At 65.6% G+C, this 17237-nt stretch carries 18 protein-coding genes; 14 read left to right on the forward strand and 4 right to left on the reverse strand.

The features are described 5' to 3' along the window. Positions 1–21: 21 nt before the first annotated feature. The 4 genes from EJC49_RS07210 to EJC49_RS07225 all read left to right on the forward strand — a co-directional run bounded on the left by EJC49_RS07210 (position 22) and on the right by EJC49_RS07225 (position 1810). Complete coding sequence (locus tag EJC49_RS07210; RefSeq protein ID WP_126698791.1) at positions 22–279, forward strand: hypothetical protein; 258 nt, start codon at positions 22–24, stop codon at positions 277–279. Continuing rightward, positions 276–578 (forward strand): hypothetical protein, encoded by a 303-nt coding sequence (locus tag EJC49_RS07215; RefSeq protein WP_126698792.1) that lies wholly within the window; start codon positions 276–278, stop codon positions 576–578. Before EJC49_RS07210 ends, EJC49_RS07215 begins: the two co-directional genes overlap by 4 nt. Positions 579–683: 105 nt before the next feature. Next, complete coding sequence (locus tag EJC49_RS07220) at positions 684–959, forward strand: DUF1488 family protein (protein WP_126698793.1); 276 nt, start codon at positions 684–686, stop codon at positions 957–959. An 11-nt stretch (positions 960–970) separates the two neighbouring features. After that, positions 971–1810 carry a transglutaminase-like domain-containing protein gene (locus EJC49_RS07225; RefSeq protein ID WP_126698794.1) on the forward strand — a complete coding sequence of 280 codons (840 nt, stop codon included), beginning with the start codon at positions 971–973 and terminating at the stop codon, positions 1808–1810. 22 nt (positions 1811–1832) lie between these two features. Here EJC49_RS07225 and EJC49_RS07230 read toward each other — a convergent pair whose 3' ends face one another. Next, positions 1833–3275 (reverse strand): helix-turn-helix domain-containing protein, encoded by a 1443-nt coding sequence (locus EJC49_RS07230; RefSeq protein ID WP_126698795.1) that lies wholly within the window; start codon positions 3273–3275, stop codon positions 1833–1835. A 195-nt stretch (positions 3276–3470) separates the two neighbouring features. Here EJC49_RS07230 and aceA point away from each other — a divergent pair, with 195 nt between their 5' ends. The 8 genes from aceA (at position 3471) to EJC49_RS07270 (ending at position 10658) form a co-directional block, all read left to right on the forward strand. Continuing rightward, the gene (gene aceA / locus EJC49_RS07235) at positions 3471–4760 is read left to right on the forward strand and encodes an isocitrate lyase (protein ID WP_126698796.1); all 1290 of its coding nucleotides are present in this window, start codon (positions 3471–3473) and stop codon (positions 4758–4760) included. Positions 4761–4820: 60 nt separating this feature from the next. Then, positions 4821–5060 carry an SMc00767 family acetate metabolism repressor gene (locus tag EJC49_RS07240; protein ID WP_126698797.1) on the forward strand — a complete coding sequence of 80 codons (240 nt, stop codon included), beginning with the start codon at positions 4821–4823 and terminating at the stop codon, positions 5058–5060. Between the two features lie 650 nt (positions 5061–5710). Next, the gene (locus tag EJC49_RS07245) at positions 5711–6124 is read left to right on the forward strand and encodes a response regulator (RefSeq protein WP_245453306.1); all 414 of its coding nucleotides are present in this window, start codon (positions 5711–5713) and stop codon (positions 6122–6124) included. 64 nt (positions 6125–6188) lie between these two features. Continuing rightward, on the forward strand, positions 6189–7622 hold the full coding sequence (locus EJC49_RS07250; RefSeq protein ID WP_126698873.1) for a glutamine synthetase family protein: 1434 nt from the start codon (positions 6189–6191) through the stop codon (positions 7620–7622). Positions 7623–7665: 43 nt separating this feature from the next. Next, positions 7666–8034, forward strand: coding sequence for a four helix bundle protein (locus tag EJC49_RS07255; protein WP_126698799.1), 369 nt, complete (start codon positions 7666–7668; stop codon positions 8032–8034). 85 nt (positions 8035–8119) lie between these two features. Beyond that, positions 8120–9406, forward strand: a complete 1287-nt coding sequence (locus EJC49_RS07260; protein WP_126698800.1) for an NAD(P)/FAD-dependent oxidoreductase — start codon at positions 8120–8122, stop codon at positions 9404–9406. Positions 9407–9488: 82 nt separating this feature from the next. Next, on the forward strand, positions 9489–9740 hold the full coding sequence (locus EJC49_RS07265; protein ID WP_126698801.1) for a hypothetical protein: 252 nt from the start codon (positions 9489–9491) through the stop codon (positions 9738–9740). A gap of 108 nt (positions 9741–9848) precedes the next feature. Beyond that, positions 9849–10658, forward strand: coding sequence for a DUF2189 domain-containing protein (locus EJC49_RS07270; RefSeq protein WP_425358800.1), 810 nt, complete (start codon positions 9849–9851; stop codon positions 10656–10658). A gap of 27 nt (positions 10659–10685) precedes the next feature. Here EJC49_RS07270 and EJC49_RS07275 read toward each other — a convergent pair whose 3' ends face one another. The 3 genes from EJC49_RS07275 to EJC49_RS07285 all read right to left on the reverse strand — a co-directional run bounded on the left by EJC49_RS07275 (position 10686) and on the right by EJC49_RS07285 (position 14830). Continuing rightward, on the reverse strand, positions 10686–12452 hold the full coding sequence (locus tag EJC49_RS07275; RefSeq protein ID WP_126698802.1) for an SLC13 family permease: 1767 nt from the start codon (positions 12450–12452) through the stop codon (positions 10686–10688). 76 nt (positions 12453–12528) lie between these two features. Continuing rightward, complete coding sequence (locus tag EJC49_RS07280) at positions 12529–13278, reverse strand: SDR family oxidoreductase (RefSeq protein WP_126698803.1); 750 nt, start codon at positions 13276–13278, stop codon at positions 12529–12531. A 76-nt stretch (positions 13279–13354) separates the two neighbouring features. After that, entirely contained in the window at positions 13355–14830 is a 1476-nt protein-coding gene (locus EJC49_RS07285) for an aldehyde dehydrogenase family protein (protein ID WP_126698804.1), read from the reverse strand. Between the two features lie 215 nt (positions 14831–15045). Here EJC49_RS07285 and zwf point away from each other — a divergent pair, with 215 nt between their 5' ends. Together zwf and pgl are read left to right on the forward strand one after the other, a co-directional pair. Beyond that, positions 15046–16515: a glucose-6-phosphate dehydrogenase gene (zwf, locus tag EJC49_RS07290; RefSeq protein ID WP_126698805.1), complete on the forward strand. Its 1470-nt coding sequence runs from the start codon at positions 15046–15048 to the stop codon at positions 16513–16515. 5 nt (positions 16516–16520) lie between these two features. Continuing rightward, the gene (gene pgl, locus EJC49_RS07295) at positions 16521–17237 is read left to right on the forward strand and encodes a 6-phosphogluconolactonase (RefSeq protein WP_126698806.1); all 717 of its coding nucleotides are present in this window, start codon (positions 16521–16523) and stop codon (positions 17235–17237) included.

Consider the following 17237-nt stretch of genomic DNA (forward strand, 5'->3'; position numbering starts at 1 on the left):
CATCGCCGCGGGACCAGGCCCATGACCACGCGCACCACCCAATCCACCGTTCGATTCTCGTCCGCCGCGCTCCTGCCCGGGCTGGACGAACCGCTGCCGGCCGGTGAGTACCGCGTCGACCAGGACGAGGAATCGATCGACGACCTGTCCAGGACCGCCTGGCGTCGCACGGGTACCTTCCTGCACATTCCGGCGATCGGATCGCCGTCCATGACGCGGCAAATGCTGCCGATCACACAAGCGGACCTCGACGCCGCGCTCCAAAAGGACATGACATGACCGTTCTCCCCCTCAAGGTCGGCCTTCGCGCCGAACCGACGTCCCGGCGCGAGGCGCCCACGCATCTTTTCGTCGTCGGGCAGGCTGTCCGCTTCAAGAGCGGCTTCGGCCTGAAGGCCGGGCCGACGGAAGTCTACCACGTCACACGGACCCTTCCGCCGCGCGGCAACTCCCTGCAGTACCGTATCCGCAACGACGAAGAGCGTCATGAGCGGGTAACCTCGCAGGACGATCTCGAAGGCATTCCCTCGGTCCATGGCGAGGCTTCCCTGATGGAACGAACTTTCGGGCATGGCTGACGCCGGCGCTTCGTTCGAACAGCATGGTGTCCGGAGCCGGACGGGATTGCAGTCCGTCTGCATCGCGCCAGGTTGCCCGAGGCGGTTGTCGGGAGGGATGTTCTCGTGACGCTCCAGTTTCCCAACCGAAGCCGAAGCTTCGACGACAGCCGCCGCGTCGTGCGCTTCAGCGGCTATGACGGCATGTTCGAGGTGCATTTCTTCGTCGAGGCGGATGCGCTTTCGCCCCGGAACGTTTTGCCGGCCGCAGACGTTGACATCGAGGACATGTGCCTCGCAGCCTTTGACGCGCAACGCCCTTCCATCCAGGATGTCGCTCGTTCCATCTACGCCAGCAACCGTCGCGCCAGCTACACGCTGACGTCCGCCGATCTTCGATAGGACCGTTTCGCTTGTTCATCCGCTATGGCTACGAGATCACCGTGACGTGTCAGCAACCGACGGCGCTGGTCTGCCTGCTGTCTGTTCATGAGGATCGCGCCGTCGACATCCGCGTGCCCGAGGCGTCGTTCACGATGCCGGAGGTGCCGACGTCGACCTATCGCGATCTTTTCGGCAACCGCTGCCTCCGGCTGGTCGCACCCGTCGGCGACCTGACGATCTGGGGCGACGCGACGCTCGAAGATGACGGGAAGCCGGATCGGGTCCATCCATTGGCCCGCGAACACGCCGTGCCCGATCTTCCCGACGACTGCCTCGTCTTCCTGATGGGCAGCCGCTACTGCGAGACCGATCGGCTGAGTCAGACCGCCTGGGACCTGTTCGGAAACGTGCCGCCGGGCTGGAACCGGGTACAGGCCATCTGCGACTTCGTTCACGGCCACATTCGGTTCGACTACCAGCAGGCCCGCTCGACGAGGACCGCCTACGAGGCGTTTCACGAGCGGGTCGGCGTCTGCCGGGATTTCGCCCATCTGGCGGTCGCGCTGTGCCGCTGCCTCAACATACCGGCCCGCTACGTCAACGGCCACCTGGGCGACATCGGCGTTCCGGTCGTCGATCCGATGGATTTCAGCGCCTGGATCGAGGTGTACCTCGAGGGCGAATGGCACACCTTCGACCCGCGCAACAACATTCCACGCATCGGCAGGATCCTGGTGGCGCGCGGGCGCGACGCCGCCGACATACCGCTGATCAACTCCTTCGGCCCCCATGTCCTGAAGGGTTTTCGCGTCTGGACCTACGAGGTCGAAGCGCCGGGCGGCGCCATGTCGGACCCGACGGCGAGGTAACGAAACCCAGGCCGACCCTGCTTCACCTGAAATCGAAGGCGCTCAGGCCCGTCACCATCTCGTCGAGGCCGAGCGGCCGTGTGACCGGCGGTTCGGCGCGAGCAAGGCAGCCGGAACGCTCGCACAGCCGGCAGGCGGGGCCCACCGGCGTGGCCGGCACGCTGCCCTTGGCCGCGCCCGGTGCGGCGCCGGGCAGCGCCGCCGAATAGACGATCTCGTCGCGAAAGCCGATGTCGCAGCCGATCAGCAGCGCCGTGCGTCGCGGACGCTCCGAAAACGACCCTTGCGGGCCCTCCAGCGTGCGCGCGACGGTGAGGAATTCCGCGCCGTCGGGCATCTCGACCGCCTCCACCAGAATCTGCCCCGGCTGCATGAAGGCGGCATGCACCGGCAGTTTCGGGCAGCCGCCGCCGAACCGGCTCTGCGGAAAGCCTTGCGCGCCGGCTCGCCGGAAGCGATTGCCGGCATTGTCGACCTCCAGCATGAAGAAGGGTACGCCCATCGCACCTTGCCGCTGCAAGGTCGTCAGCCGGTTCGCCGCGTGCTCGAACGACACGCCGAAACGGGCCTTGAGGACGTCGATGTCGTAGCGCGCGCGCACCGCCGCCGTCTGGAACGCGGCATAGGGCATCATCAAGGCGTGCGCGGCGTAGCGGCCGAGCTCGAAACGCGCGAGCCGGCGCGCCTCGTCGGAGGATAGTTTCAGGGCCTGGATTTCGCCCGCAACCGCCACGGTCATGCGGATCAGGCAGGCCTCCATGGCGATCTCGCGCAACTGATCGAACGGCGACAGGCGCTCGGACAGGAAGAGGCGTTGCGAATGCCGGTCGTAGCGGCGGCGCCAGTTGGGCATGGTGGCGACCGGCAGCACGCGCACGACGATGCCGAATTCCCGCTTCAGCCAAGCCTTCAGTGCGCCGGCAAGGTCCTCGCCGGGATCGAGCAGGGCGTGGAAGGCCTCCACCTCCTCCTCGATGCCGGCGAAATGGTTCGCCCGCCGCTCGAACACTTCGTGCACCTCGTCGATCGGCAGCCGCGCCGACGACAGCGCGGTTGCGCGACCCTCCCGCGCCAGCATGTCGGTCAGGTCGGAGAGACGTGCCGCCTGCTCGCGGTAGGCTCGAAACAGCTTGACCATCGCGGCGGCCGCATTGGGAGCGGACTCGGCCAGTTCGATGAGCTCCTGGTCGCCGGGCAGTTCGCCGGCCAGCAGCGGATCGGCGAACGCTTCCTTCAACGCCGCGATCGACCCCCCCGCTTCGCCCTGCAACTCCTCCGGCTCGACCTTGTAGACCGCGGACAGCTTCAGGATCAGCTGGACCGTCAGCGGCCGCTGGTTGCGCTCGATCAGATTGAGGTAGGACGGCGAGATGCCGAGGCCTTCGGCCATCGCCGTCTGGGTCAGGCCCTTGGCGTTGCGGATACGGCGGATCCGCGGGCCTGCGAAGATCTTCTGTTCGGCCATCAATCGCATGCCCCGCATTTACAAGATTGACATTTTTACATCCGCAACCTGTCAATCGCAAGACAGCTTCACCCGAATTTTCTGAACGAAATGCGGTATTTCCTCGTTCTCTATCGCAGCGCAATGTAAATCTGGTCGCATCAACGGCGGCTCGTCAAACACCGCGCTTTTACAAACCCGACCTCGGAGAGTGAAATGACCGATTTTTACAACCTCGTCCCGTCTGCGCCGGAAGGCCGGTTCGATGGCATCGAGCGCCCCTACTCGCCCGAGGACGTGAAGCGGCTGCGCGGCTCCGTGCAGATCAGGCACTCGCTGGCCGAGATGGGCGCCAACCGGCTCTGGAAGCTGATCCACGAGGAGGACTTCATCAACGCGCTCGGCGCCCTGTCCGGCAACCAGGCCATGCAGATGGTCCGCGCCGGGCTGAAGGCCATCTACCTGTCCGGCTGGCAGGTTGCCGCCGACGCCAACACCGCCTCGGCGATGTATCCCGACCAGTCGCTGTATCCGGCGAATGCGGCGCCGGAACTGGCCAAGCGCATCAACAAGACCTTGCAGCGCGCCGACCAGATCGAGACCTCCGAGGGCAAGGGCCTTTCGGTCGACACCTGGTTTGCGCCCATCGTGGCCGACGCGGAAGCCGGTTTCGGCGGTCCGCTCAACGCCTTCGAGATCATGAAGGCCTTCATCGAGGCTGGCGCGGCCGGCGTCCACTACGAGGACCAGCTTGCCTCCGAGAAGAAGTGCGGCCATCTGGGCGGCAAGGTGCTGATCCCGACCGCAGCCCACATCCGCAACCTGACCGCAGCGCGTCTCGCCGCCGACGTGATGGGCACGCCGACCCTGGTCATCGCCCGCACCGACGCCGAAGCGGCCAAGCTGCTGACCTCCGACATCGACGAGCGCGACCAGCCCTTCGTCGACTACGATGCCGGCCGCACGGTGGAAGGCTTCTACAACGTCAAGAACGGCCTCGAGCCCTGCATCGCCCGCGCCGTGGCCTATGCGCCCTTCTGCGACCTGATCTGGTGCGAAACCTCGAAGCCGGATCTCGACCAGGCCAGGCGCTTCGCCGAAGGCGTTCACAAGCATCATCCCGGCAAGCTGCTCGCCTACAACTGCTCTCCCTCATTCAACTGGAAGAAGCACCTCGATGACGCGACGATCGCCAAGTTCCAGCGCGAACTCGGTGCGATGGGCTACAAGTTCCAGTTCATCACGCTGGCCGGCTTCCACCAGTTGAACTACGGCATGTTCGAACTCGCCCGCGGCTACAAGGATCGCCAGATGGCGGCCTATTCCGAGCTTCAGGAAGCGGAGTTCGCCGCCGAGGTGAACGGCTACACCGCCACCAAGCACCAGCGCGAGGTCGGCACCGGTTATTTCGACGCCGTGTCGATGGCCATTTCCGGGGGCCAGTCGTCGACCACCGCCATGAAGGAATCGACCGAGCACGACCAGTTCCGCCCCGCGGCCGAATAGTCCGCGCGGATCGGCAATCGAGGAAACGCCCGCAGGGCAACAGAAGGACAGGAGGACCCAATGGCTCCCAACACGCGCGTCAAGGAACGGGCCGAAGAACAGGCTTCGGCGATGAACTCGGACCAGCAGGCGACGATCCGCATGGTCGCCAACGACCTGCACCGCCTCAACCAGTCAGTGATGAAGGCGGTCGAATCGGGCGTCTCGGTGGAACTCGTCCGCTCCGCCCGGCATCATGGCGGCAACGGCAATTGGGGCGATCTGCTGATCCCGGTCATCGTCACCCAGGGCCACGGCTGACGCCGCAGCCTCCAGCCAATCCGACCAAGGGGCCGGGCGCCGCAGCGTCCGGCCCCTTTTTCTGCGCGATGCATGACTGTGGTCTTCCCGGGGTCGGCGAGACCCGGCAAGGTGCCTGCGGATCCGCCATGGGTGCCCCATGCCTCCATCATCGCGCCAGTGGCCGAGGATGGCATCTAAGGCGGCGGCACCTGGGCCCGCGCGGGTCCAGCCCGCGCGGCTCGCTGCATGCCTTTCCCGCGGCTCAGGACGAGCGACGGCAGGTCTGCTGGGCGGGACGCAGCCACACCCCACGCCGTCGACAGCCGGATCAGCCCTTGGTCCTATTCGCGCATGGCTCTATTGCGGAATTGGCCTTGCTTTTTCTTGTCATTGACATTTAATCGCCAAGTATAGAAATCAACTTGCCGTTGCAAATACGAATCGCGACAGGTTGCCACCCCGAGCATTCGGACGGAATTCGGCCCGCTCGATTGACAGGAACTGGAGAGCACTATCTAAATATTTGAATATAGTGAAGAATTCGAGGCGGCATTCGACCTGTCGCACCGAGAGCTAGCGACAAACTGTCAGAGCCGATCGATGAAGCAATCTCGAATACAAACAGAATGTGCCAACCCGCTCGCCATGGAGTTCGCAAGGAAATGTCGGTGACCAATGGGATCAATCGCTCACTTGTCCTGGTTGTGGGCGCTTCGACCATCAATTGCGTCGTCGTCTCGCGTGTGGTCGAGCGCATGGGCCTGAAGGTGAAATCCGAGCGTCCCGACGTCGCCGCCGCCACCCTGCTCTCCCTGGATCCCTCGATCGTCATCCTCGACGGGGGCGCGGAGAACCGGGATTGCGACAGCCTGCTCGACGAACTGCGCCAGAAGCGAAACGGGTCTGCGGGGCATTTTCCAGCGGTCATTCTGCTGTCGATGGCCAACCACGGGGCCGAGCACGCGGCCATCGCCGACGTGGTCGACATGGTGGTCGCTAAGCCGCTGACCGTCGACCGGCTCCAGCCCGCGATCGAAAGCCTGAGGGCCCGCAACGGCGATTTCGCCCGGCCGGTGGCCTGACCTCTTCCCATGACCGGGGGGCAATGGCTATAGTCCCGTATTGCTCTTCAAGAACCGGTGATTGATGCCTCCTGAAAAGAAGGATTTACGAAACGCAGGCCGTGGGGCCCGCGCTCGCACTCCACAATTCGTCAAGAACTTCCGCGGAGTGAAGAACTGGAAGGAAGCCTCCACCTGGCTCGAATGGCGCCAGATCGAGGACATCGAGTGCATCACGCCCGATCAGGCCGGCGTTGCGCGCGGCAAGATGATGCCGTCGAAGAAGTTCACGTCGAACACGTCGCTCGCCCTGCCCTCCGCCGTATTCATGACCACGATCACGGGCAGTTATCCCGAGGACGGCAATGGCTTCTCCTATCCGGAAGATGACGGCGACCTGAAGCTCGTTCCCGACCTGTCGACGCTCTCGGTGGTTCCCTGGGAAAGCGATCCGACGGCCCAGGTGATCTGCGACCTGGTGCATCAGGATGGCCGATCCGTCGAGTTCACGCCGCGCAACCTGCTGCGCCGGGTCGTTGCCGCCTACGCGCGGCGCGGCCTGAAGCCGGTGGTCGCCCCCGAGATCGAGTTCTATCTCGTCCGCAAGAACCCCGACCCCGACTATCCGCTCACGCCACCCGTCGGCCGCTCGGGCCGGCCGATCGGCGGCGGCCAGGGCTATTCGATCGCCGGCGTCAACGAGTTCGACGAACTGATCGACGACATCTATCATTTCTCTGAAGCCCAGGGCCTGGAGATCGACACGCTCATCCATGAGGAAGGCGCCGGCCAGCTCGAGATCAACCTGCGCCACGGCGATCCGGTCGAACTCGCCGACCAGGTGTTCCTGTTCAAGCGCACGATCCGCGAGGCGGCCCTCAAGCACGACACCTATGCCACCTTCATGGCCAAGCCGATCCAGGGGCAGCCGGGATCGGCCATGCACATCCATCAGTCCATCATCGACAAGAAGACCGGACGCAACATTTTCTCGACCGAGGATGGATCGGAGTCGGAAGCCTTCCTGCATTTCATCGGCGGCATGCAGAAGCACATGCCGAACGCGCTGGTGATGATGGCGCCCTACGTGAACTCCTATCGCCGGCTGACACAGGCGGCGTCGGCCCCCGTCAACACCAAGTGGGGCTACGACAACCGGACGACGGCGTTCCGCATTCCGCGTTCGGACCCCGCCGCGCGCCGGGTCGAGAATCGCATCCCCTCTTCGGACGCCAATCCGTATCTCGCTCTGGCAGGCTCGCTGGCCTGCGGGCTGATCGGGCTGATCAACGAGGAGAAGCCCGACGCGCCCGTCGGCACCACGGCCAACGAGGACCGGATCGATCTGCCGCGCGGCCTGCTCGAGGCCGTCGAGCGCTTCGAGGGCGACACGACGCTGCGCGACACGCTGGGCGGCGGCTTCGTCTCGACCTATGCCGCCATCAAGAAGGCGGAGTTCGAGACCTTCATGGAAGTGATCAGCCCGTGGGAACGCGAGTTCCTGTTGTTGAACGTGTGATTTAGGGGAGTAGGGGAGTAGGGGAGTAGGGGAGTAGGGGAAGATGCCGGCTGGCGGAAGTTCATATCAAGACCTTGTCGTGTGGCAGCAGGCAATGGATCTCGCGACTTCGGTTTACGCCACCACGAAGACATGGCCAAAGGACGAGCTCTACGGATTGACGAACCAGGCCCGGAGGGCGGCAACATCCGTGCCTGCCAACATCGCAGAAGGATATGGGCGGGAGCTCCGCGGTTCTTACCTGCAGTTCCTTCGGATCGCCCAGGGCTCCCTGAAGGAGCTCGAAACCCTCCTGCTGATCGCGGATCGGACAGGAATCGCGCCCACAAACTCGGTATCATCACTGCTCGCCAGCGCCGAAAGTGTCGGAAAGCTCCTTCGTCTGCTGCTTCGAAAGCTAGGCGAGGCATAAGCTTCCACTCCCTTAGTCCCCTATTCCCCTATTCCCCTATTCCCCTATTCCCCTACTCCCGTTTGCCCTGCTGCCGAGTATGCCAATGCCCTACGCCTCCCCGATCTCCCCCGGCTATTCCTGGTACGAGGACACCGTCGGCGAACGCCCGCGCTACCCGGCGCTCGATGGAGACCGGCGCGCCGACGTGATCGTCATCGGCGGCGGCTTCACCGGCCTGTCGGCTGCGGCCCATCTGGCCAAGTCGGGCGTCGACGTCGTGCTCATCGAGGCGCACCGCTTCGGCGACGGCGCGTCCGGCCGCAATGGCGGCCAGTTGGGCACCGGCCAGCGCGCCGGCGCGGAGGAGATGGAGGTCGAGCTCGGCTTCACCCGCGCCAAAGCGCTCTTCGATCTCGCCGAGGAGGCGAAGGCACACCTGCTGGAATTCGCCGAAGTCAACGCCATCGACATCGACTTCCGGCCCGGGCACCTGAACGTCACCCACAAGCCGCGCGAAATCCCCGAATATCGCGCCCACGCGGACGCGATGGCCGAACGGTTCGGCTACCCGTACCTGACCATGATGGATGCGGCGGAGGCCCGCGCCCGCCTGGGTTCGGATCACTATGTCGGCGGCGTCTACGACGCCGGAACCGGCCACATCCACCCGCTCAAGCTCGCGGTCGGCACCGCCCGCGTTGCGGCAGCCGCAGGCGCACGGCTTTTCGAGGACACACCCTCCACCGGCATCGCGGCGCAGGGCGGCAAGGTCGTCGTCTCGACCGCGCGCGGGACGATCACCGCCGACAAATGCCTGCTCGCGACCAATGCCCACGGCGCCGATCTCGAGCCGCTGAGCGCGGCCCACATCATGCCCATCGGCTCCTTCATCGGCGCGACCGTGCCGCTGGGCGACGACAGTGCGATCCTGCCCGGCGGCGAGTCCGTGTCCGACTCGCGCTTCGTCGTGCGCTATTTCCGGCGCGCGCCCTCCGGCGAACTGCTGTTTGGCGGCCGCGAGATCTACGCCGTCGACGATCCGAAGGACATCCACAAGGGCATCCGCCGCCAGATCGCCGAAATCTATCCGGCCTTGAAGGACGTCGAAATCACCCACGCCTGGGGCGGCTACGTCGGCATCACCCTGCCCAGAAAACCCTTCGTGCGCGAGGTGATGCCGAACGTCATCTCGGCCGGCGGCTATTCCGGCCACGGCGTCATGCTGTCCAACTTCGTCGGCAAGCTCTACGCCGAGACCGTGGCCGGCAACCGCGATCGGCTGAAGCTGTTCGAAGACCTGAAGATCCCGCCCTTTCCCGGCGGCCGCCGCTTCCGTGCGCCGCTGCTGTTCCTGGCGCTGAACTGGTACGCGCTGCGGGACCGGTTCTAGGCGAGGAAGGAGCTGAGGCATGCCTCTACGTTAAGCGCTGCTTCTTCGGAACTTGGCTATTTGCCGCGCGAGGAAAAATCCGATGGAACATTTGAGAGCGAGAGCTGCCAATTCGTTGCGCGACTTGGAGGACACCGTGGTCGCGTTGTTGGCTGCGGCCCCCAACGGATTGACCAACATCGACGTAACGACGACGCTCGGTCTACACTCCGATCATCTCGGCAATCACCGGAACTATCTATCCTGGTCGATTCTCGGTCGCCTCATGAGGGCCGGCCGAGTGCGGGGCGAGAAGGACGAAAAGGGAAAAATGCGCTACTTCTCGAACGAGTGACCCAATCTGCCCTTTCTCCCTTGATCCGCGTCAAGGCAGGCCGCCCAGCTTTCGTCACATGCTGCCTCTTGCGCCCGGTCCGCCCGGCGCTGTGAGGGGGAGATTGCCATGACGAACACACCGCGTGAGGCGCCGCCAGTGGGCCAGACGATGGCGCCGTCGATGCCACGGGTCAACGCGCTGACCGTGGCCGACCTGCGCGAATGCCTGATGCTCGGCCTGTCCGATTTCGCCCGCGCGCCGCTCTACGGACTGTTCTTCGGCGGCGTCTTCGCGGCGGCGGGCATCGCCATCGTTCTCGGGCTGACGGCGTGGGACATGCCCTGGATGATCTACCCCTTCGCCATCGGGTTTCCCCTGATCGGCCCCTTTGCGGCGGCCGGGCTCTACGAGGTCAGCCGACGGCTCGAGATCGGCCGCCCGCTCGACCGGGCGCAGGTCCTCTCGGTGATCTGGGCGCAGCGGCGGCGCGAGATCTCATGGATGGCCTTCGTGATGCTCTTCGTCTTCTGGATGTGGATGTACCAGATAAGGCTCCTGATCGCGCTTTTTCTGGGACGCATGTCCTTCTCGACGCTGGAAAAGTTCGCCACCATCGTTTTCACCACGCAGCAGGGCTGGATCTTCCTCGCGGTCGGGCATGTGGTCGGCGCCGCACTGTCACTGATCCTGTTCTCGATCACGGTGGTGTCGATCCCGCTGCTGATGGAACGGCAGATCGACTTCGTCACCGCGATGATCACCAGCGTCAAGGCGGTGATCGCCAGCCCCGGGCCGATGCTGGGCTGGGGCGTGTTCGTCACCATCGCGATGCTGGTCGCCTGCGCACCGTTCTTCCTCGGCCTGCTGATCGTGCTGCCGGTCCTCGGCCACGCCACGTGGCACATCTATCGGCGCGCGGTGCCGGTGGCGGCATAGCCCTTCCGGAGGCGCGAGCCCTCGCGCCTACAATGGCCAGAAGAACAGGATCGTCGGCACCGAGACGGCGACGATGAGAATTTCGAGCGGCAGGCCCATGCGCCAGTAGTCGGAGAACCGATAGCCGCCCGGCCCCATGATGATGGTGTTGTTCTGGTGCCCGATCGGGGTGAGGAAGGCGCAGGACGCCGCCACAGCGACACCCATCAGGAACGGGTCGGCCGAGACGTTCAAGGCATTGGCGACCTCGATGGAGATGGGTGCCGCCACCAGCGCCGTGGCGACGTTGTTGAGGAAGTCCGACATCGTCATGGTGACGGCGATGATGATCGTGAGGATCGCCCAGGCGGGCAAGGCCGAGGACTGGGCGACGATCAGGTCGGCGATGAGCTTCGTGCCGCCGCTCTCCTCGAGGGCGATGCCGATGGGGATCAGCGAAGCCAGCAGCACGATCACCGGCCATTCGACCGATTCATAGACTTCGCGCGGCGACAGGATTCCCAGGAGCGCGAAAGCGCAGACCGCGACGGCGAGCGCGATCGGCAAGGTGGTGAAGCCGGCGACCGTGGCCGCGATCGCCGCGGCGAAGAAGCCGATGGCCGCCAGCGCCTTTTCCCGCTTGATCACGTCGTGGCGGCGGTTTTCCAGCGGCAGGACGCCCAGCCATTCGATCACCTGCGCGACACGCGCATGCGGACCGAGCAGCAGCACCACGTCGCCGGGAAGCACCTTGAGCTGGCGCACGCGGGCGCGAAAGCGCTTGCCCTGGCGCGACAGACCAAACAGCGTGACGCCGCGCCTGTACTGCAGCCTGAGACTGTCGGCGGTGCGACCGTCGAGGCGCGAGCCTTCCGGAACGATCGCCTCGACGAGCGTCAGCGACTGCCCGGTCACGCCGCCATGCGTCTCCTCCGCATAGGGGTCGAGTCCGGCGGCGCCGACGAAACCCTCGATCGCCTTCGTCGAGCCTTCCAGCACAAGGAGGTCGCCCTCGCCGACCTTCTCCGACATCGCGAAGCCGGGCAGGCGGCGCCCGTCTCGCACGAGACCGAGCACCGTGACGTCGTGTTCGTCGCCGATCGTGTAGAGTTCCGCCACCGTCCTGGCGATCGACTTCGAGCCCTCCGGGACCTTGGCTTCGGCGACGAAACGGCCGGAATTGACTTCCTTGACCTCCATCGTCGTCGGGCGGGCGAGCAGGCGCCATCCGATGGTGGCGACGAAGAGGATGCCCGCGATCGCGCAGACGAGGCCGACCGGCGTGAAGTCGAACATGCGGAACGGCTCGCCGGTCGCGCGCTCGCGGATCTGGGCGACGACGATGTTGGGCGGCGTACCGATCATGGTGATCATGCCGCCGAGGATCGTGGCGAAGGAGAGCGGCATCAGCGTCAGGCCGATGGCGCGCTTTTCCTTGCGCGCCGCCTCGATGTCCAGGTTCATCAGCATCACCAGGGCGGCGACGTTGTTGATGACGGCGGACAGGGCAGCGCCGATCACAGACATGACGGTGATGTGGGCGCTGACCGAACGCCCGGCCGACAGCGCGACGCTGGCGACCAGTTCGATGGCGCCGGCGTTGACCAGCGCCCGCGAGACGACGAGCACGAGCGCGACGATGACGACCGCGTCGTTGCCGAAGCCCATGAAGGCCTGGGAAGGATCGACGGCACCGCCCAGCACCGCCGCGATCAAGCCGCCGAAAGCGACGAGATCATAGCGGACCTTTCCCCAGACAAGGAGCACCAGCAAAGTGCCGAGCAGCCCGAAGATGAAGATCTGCTCGCCGGTCATGATGTCCCCTGCCCCCGAATTCGCCGCGCCTCAACGTCGGGATCGACGACTCGTTCCTGCCGGACGCTCTCGAAGCTCAGATGCAGCGACCACCATCCACTTCAAGGGCGACGCCCGTGATGAAGGCGGCTTCCTCGGAAGCGAGCCATAGCGCGGCATTGGCGATGTCGAGTGGGGTGGAGAGCCGTCCGAGTGGAATCGAGGCGCGAAACTGCGCGCGCTTTTCCGGCGTGTCCTCGCCCATGAAGGTTGCCAGCATCGGGGTATCGCCCGCCACCGGGCACAGGCAATTGACCCGGATGTTCTTCGGCGCGAGTTCGACCGCCATCGATTTGGTGGCGGTGATCGTCCAGCCCTTCGAGGCGTTGTACCAGGTCAGCCCGGGACGCGGGCGAAGCCCGGCGGTGGAGGCCGTGGTGATGATCGAGCCACCGCCCTGCTTCTCCATGATCGGGACCACCAGGCGCGCCGTATGGTAGATCGCCTTCATGTTGACGGCGGTGATCAGGTCGAAGATCGTTTCGTCCACTTCCGTCAGCGGCCCGTTGCGATGCGAGTAGCCGGCATTGTTGACCATGACGTCGAGCCGACCGAACCTGTCCATGCAGGCCGCGACCATGTTTTCGATGTCCGACGCGTTGGTGACGTCAGCCGTGACCGGGATCGCCGCCTCGCCGATCTCGCCCGCCACACGCTCGGCGCCCTTGGCGTTGAGGTCGGCGACCACGACCCTGGCGCCTTCCTCGGCAAAACGCTTGGCCATGCCTTCGCCGAAGCCCGACGCCGCGCCGGTGATCACGGCAACCTTGTTTTCAAGACGAGCCATTCCTTGCATTCTCCTTGATCTGAATCATCGTCACCGGTCAGCCCGCGCGGCTTCCAGAACGGCGAGCCAAACGGCCTTACCCGTGGTTGAAGACGATCGTCTTAGTGGCGCTCATGTCGTAGAGGGCCTCGAAGCCCTTCTCCCGGCCATGACCGGACTTCTTGAAGCCGCCGAAAGGCAGTTCGATGCCGCCGCCCGCGCCATAGCCGTTGACGAAGACCTGGCCGGCGCGGACGCGCTTGGCGACCCGATGCTGCCGGCCGCCGTCGCGGGTCCATACGCCTGCCACCAGACCGAATTCGGTGCCGTTGGCGATGCGGATCGCATCCGCCTCGTCCTCGAACGGCGTGACGGCGAGCACGGGGCCGAAAACTTCCTCCTGCGCGATCGCCTTTTCGGGATCGACCGAGCCGAACAGCGCCGGCGCGAAATAATAGCCGCCCGCAGGCGCATCGCCGGCCACGGAACCGCGCGCCAAGAGCGCGATGCCGGCTTCCTCGGCGGCGGCGACCATGCCGGCCACCCGCTCCTGCTGCTTGCGATTGATCAGCGGACCAAGATCGAGATCCGCATCGTGCGGGCCGGCCACCAGCTTCGAAAAACGCTCGGCGAGACCCGTCGCCACGGCCTCGTAGACCTCGCGCTGGACGAGAATGCGGCTGCCGGCCGAACAGGTCTGGCCGCCGTTCTGGATGATGGCGTTGACGAGAACAGGCATCGCCGCGTCGAGGTCGGCGTCGGCGAAGACGATCTGCGGCGACTTGCCGCCGAGCTCCATGGTGACGCCGCGGTTGTTGACGGCGGCCGCCTGCTGGATCGCGGTGCCCGTGAGCGTCGACCCGGTGAAGGTCACGTAGTCGACCATGGGATGCGCCGACAACGCCGCACCCGCGTCGCGGCCGTAGCCGGTGATCACGTTGAACACGCCTTCGGGAACGCCCGCCTCATGCGCGAGCTCGGCGATGCGGATGGCGCTGAGGGAAGCGTCTTCGGCCGGCTTCACCACCAGCGTGTTGCCCATGGCGAGCGCTGCCCCGGCCACGCGCGCCAGGATCTGCAGCGGATAGTTCCATGGGATGATGCCGGCGACGACGCCGTGCGGTTCGCGCAGCGTCAGCGCTGTGTAGCCCGGCAGGAAGGGGATCGTGTCGCCATGAATCTTGTCGCCGGCCCCGCCGTAGAACTCGTAGTAGCGCATGGTGGCCGTGACGTCGGCCTTGCCCTGGCGGATCGGCTTGCCGGTGTCGCGCGATTCGAGCGCGGCGAGTTCGTCCCCGTGCTTTTCCACAAGCAGGCCGAGCCGGGTGAGGCAGCGGCCGCGCTCGACCGCCGGCATGCGGCTCCACGGTCCGTCCTCGAAGGCGCGGGCGGCCGCGCGCACGGCGCGATCGACATCCTGCGCCCCGCTTTCCGGGATCGACGCGAAGACCTTGCCATCCGACGGGGAGGCAACGTCGATTCGCTTGCCGGAAACGGACTCGACCTGGCGGCCACCGATGAAGTTCATGAAGGCGAGGCCTTCCGCCACCGTGCGCGAGATATGCGTGCCCATCCTGCCGACTCCGTTTGCGCTTCCCAAAGGCCCCGTCTTATGTTGCATTGCAACAGGGGCCGGACGTCGAGACATGGTGAAAGCCTCGCCTCCCGCGCCTGTCAAGCATGTTCCCGGAAAGGCATCCCGCTGGCCTTCCGGAATGGACCGCTCTGGCCTTTCTAAATCGATTAGATTATAGCCCCCGATGAAACTGCTTCGGAAAGCGCGAAATCATGACGAGCCAGATCATCCCAGTCGAGCCTTTCGACTTCATTGCCTTCGGCGCCACGGGCGACCTGGCCGAGCGCAAGCTCCTGCCGGCATTGTACCAGCGGCAGATCGCCGGGCAGTTCTCCGAGCCGACCCGGGTGGTGGGCGCGTCGCGTTCGAAGCTGACCAACAAGGAGTATCGCGAGTTCGCCCGGAAGGCGATCGTCGACCACGTGCCGGAGAAATATATCGTCGCCGAGGAACTCGATCGCTTTCTCGCCCGCCTTTCCTACGTGGCGGTCGACGCGCTGTCGGGCCAGGGCTTCGAGGCGCTGAAGAAGATCGTCGGCGACAGCGACCGCATCCGGGTCTTCTACATGGCCGTGGCGCCGTCGCTGTTCGGCGACATCTGCCTCAAACTGAAGGAGCACGGCCTCGCCTCCCCGCAGGCGCGCATCGTCGTCGAAAAGCCGATCGGTCGCGACCTCGCCTCGGCCCAGGCGCTGAACGACCAGATCGGCCAGGTCTTCGACGAGCACCAGATCTTCCGTATCGACCACTATCTCGGCAAGGAAACGGTGCAGAACCTGATGGCGCTGCGCTTCGCCAATGCGCTTTACGAGCCCTTGTGGAATTCCGCCCACATCGACCACGTCCAGATCTCGGTCGCCGAGACCGTCGGGCTGGAGGACCGCGTCAGCTACTACGACAAGGCCGGCGCGCTGCGCGACATGGTGCAGAACCACATCCTGCAGCTCCTCTGTCTCGTCGCCATGGAAGCGCCCGCCTCGATGGACGCGGATGCGGTGCGCGACGAGAAGCTGAAGGTGCTGCGATCGCTGCGCCATATCAATGGCGGCGAAGCCTCCAAGATCACCGTCCGCGGCCAGTATCGCGCCGGCGCGTCTTCCGGCGGGGCCGTACGCGGCTACGCCGACGAGCTGGGCGGCCCGAGCGGCACCGAAACCTTCGTCGCCATCAAGGCCGAGATCGCCAACTGGCGCTGGGCCGGCGTGCCCTTCTACCTGCGCACCGGCAAGCGGCTCGCCACCCGCGCCTCCGAGATCGTGATCGAGTTCAAACATATCCCCCACTCGATTTTCGGGGAGCAGGCCGGCATGGTCTACGCCAACCAGCTCGTCATCCGCCTCCAGCCCGACGAGGGCGTGCGGCAGTGGATCATGATCAAGGATCCCGGCCCCGGCGGCATGCGCCTGCGCCACGTGCCGCTCGACATGAGCTTCGCCCAGTCCTTCGGCGTCAGGAACCCGGACGCCTATGAGCGGTTGGTGATGGACGTGGTGCGCGGCAACCAGACGCTGTTCATGCGCCGCGACGAGGTGGAGGCCGCCTGGCGCTGGATTGATCCGATCCATGCGTCGTGGGAAGATTCGGGCCAGGAGCCGCACGGCTACACCGCAGGCACGTGGGGTCCCTCCGGCTCCATCGCCCTGATCGAGCGCGACGGGCGCACCTGGCACGATCCGCAGTGACGAGAATGGGAGAAAGAGGCGTGGACAGGACAGATTTCTCGACCCCGCAGGACCTCGCCCACTCGCTGGCCGACGCCGTCGCCAACGCCCTGCGCGAGGCGATGCGCGAGCGCGGCGGCGCCACGCTGGCCGTTTCGGGCGGCACGACGCCGGTTCGTTTCTTCGAGGCCCTTTCGGCCCAGGACCTCGACTGGTCGAAGGTCTCCGTCACACTCGTCGACGAGCGGTACGTGCCGCCGAGTTCCGACCGGTCCAACGAGAGGCTGGCGCGCATGCACCTGCTGCGGGGGCCGGCGGAGACAGCCCATCTCATCCCGCTCTACAGCGAGGCCGACAGTGTCGAGGTAGCGGCCCAGCGCGCCGACCTGCGGATGCTGGAAATCCTGTTTCCCATCGACGTCGTCGTGCTCGGCATGGGCCATGACGGCCACACGGCCTCCTTCTTCCCGGACGCCGAGAACCTCGAGGAACTGCTCGATCCCTTGACCCGGCAGGCCGTCTTTGCCGTGCATGCCGTCAGCGCCGGGGAGCCGCGGCTGACGCTGGCGCTGGCGCGGATCGCCAGCGCGCGGATGCTGGTCCTGCACATCGAGGGCAGCGAGAAGCGCGACGTCCTGAACGCCGCGCTCGCCGCGCCCGAGGCGCGCCTGCCGATCCGGCGCGTGCTGGACGCCGCCGAAACCACGCCGATCATCTACTGGGCTCCCAGCCAGGAAGCGTAG

The organism is Aquibium carbonis (assembly GCF_003970795.1).
In the GTDB taxonomy this organism is placed as follows: Bacteria; Pseudomonadota; Alphaproteobacteria; order Rhizobiales; family Rhizobiaceae; genus Aquibium; species Aquibium carbonis.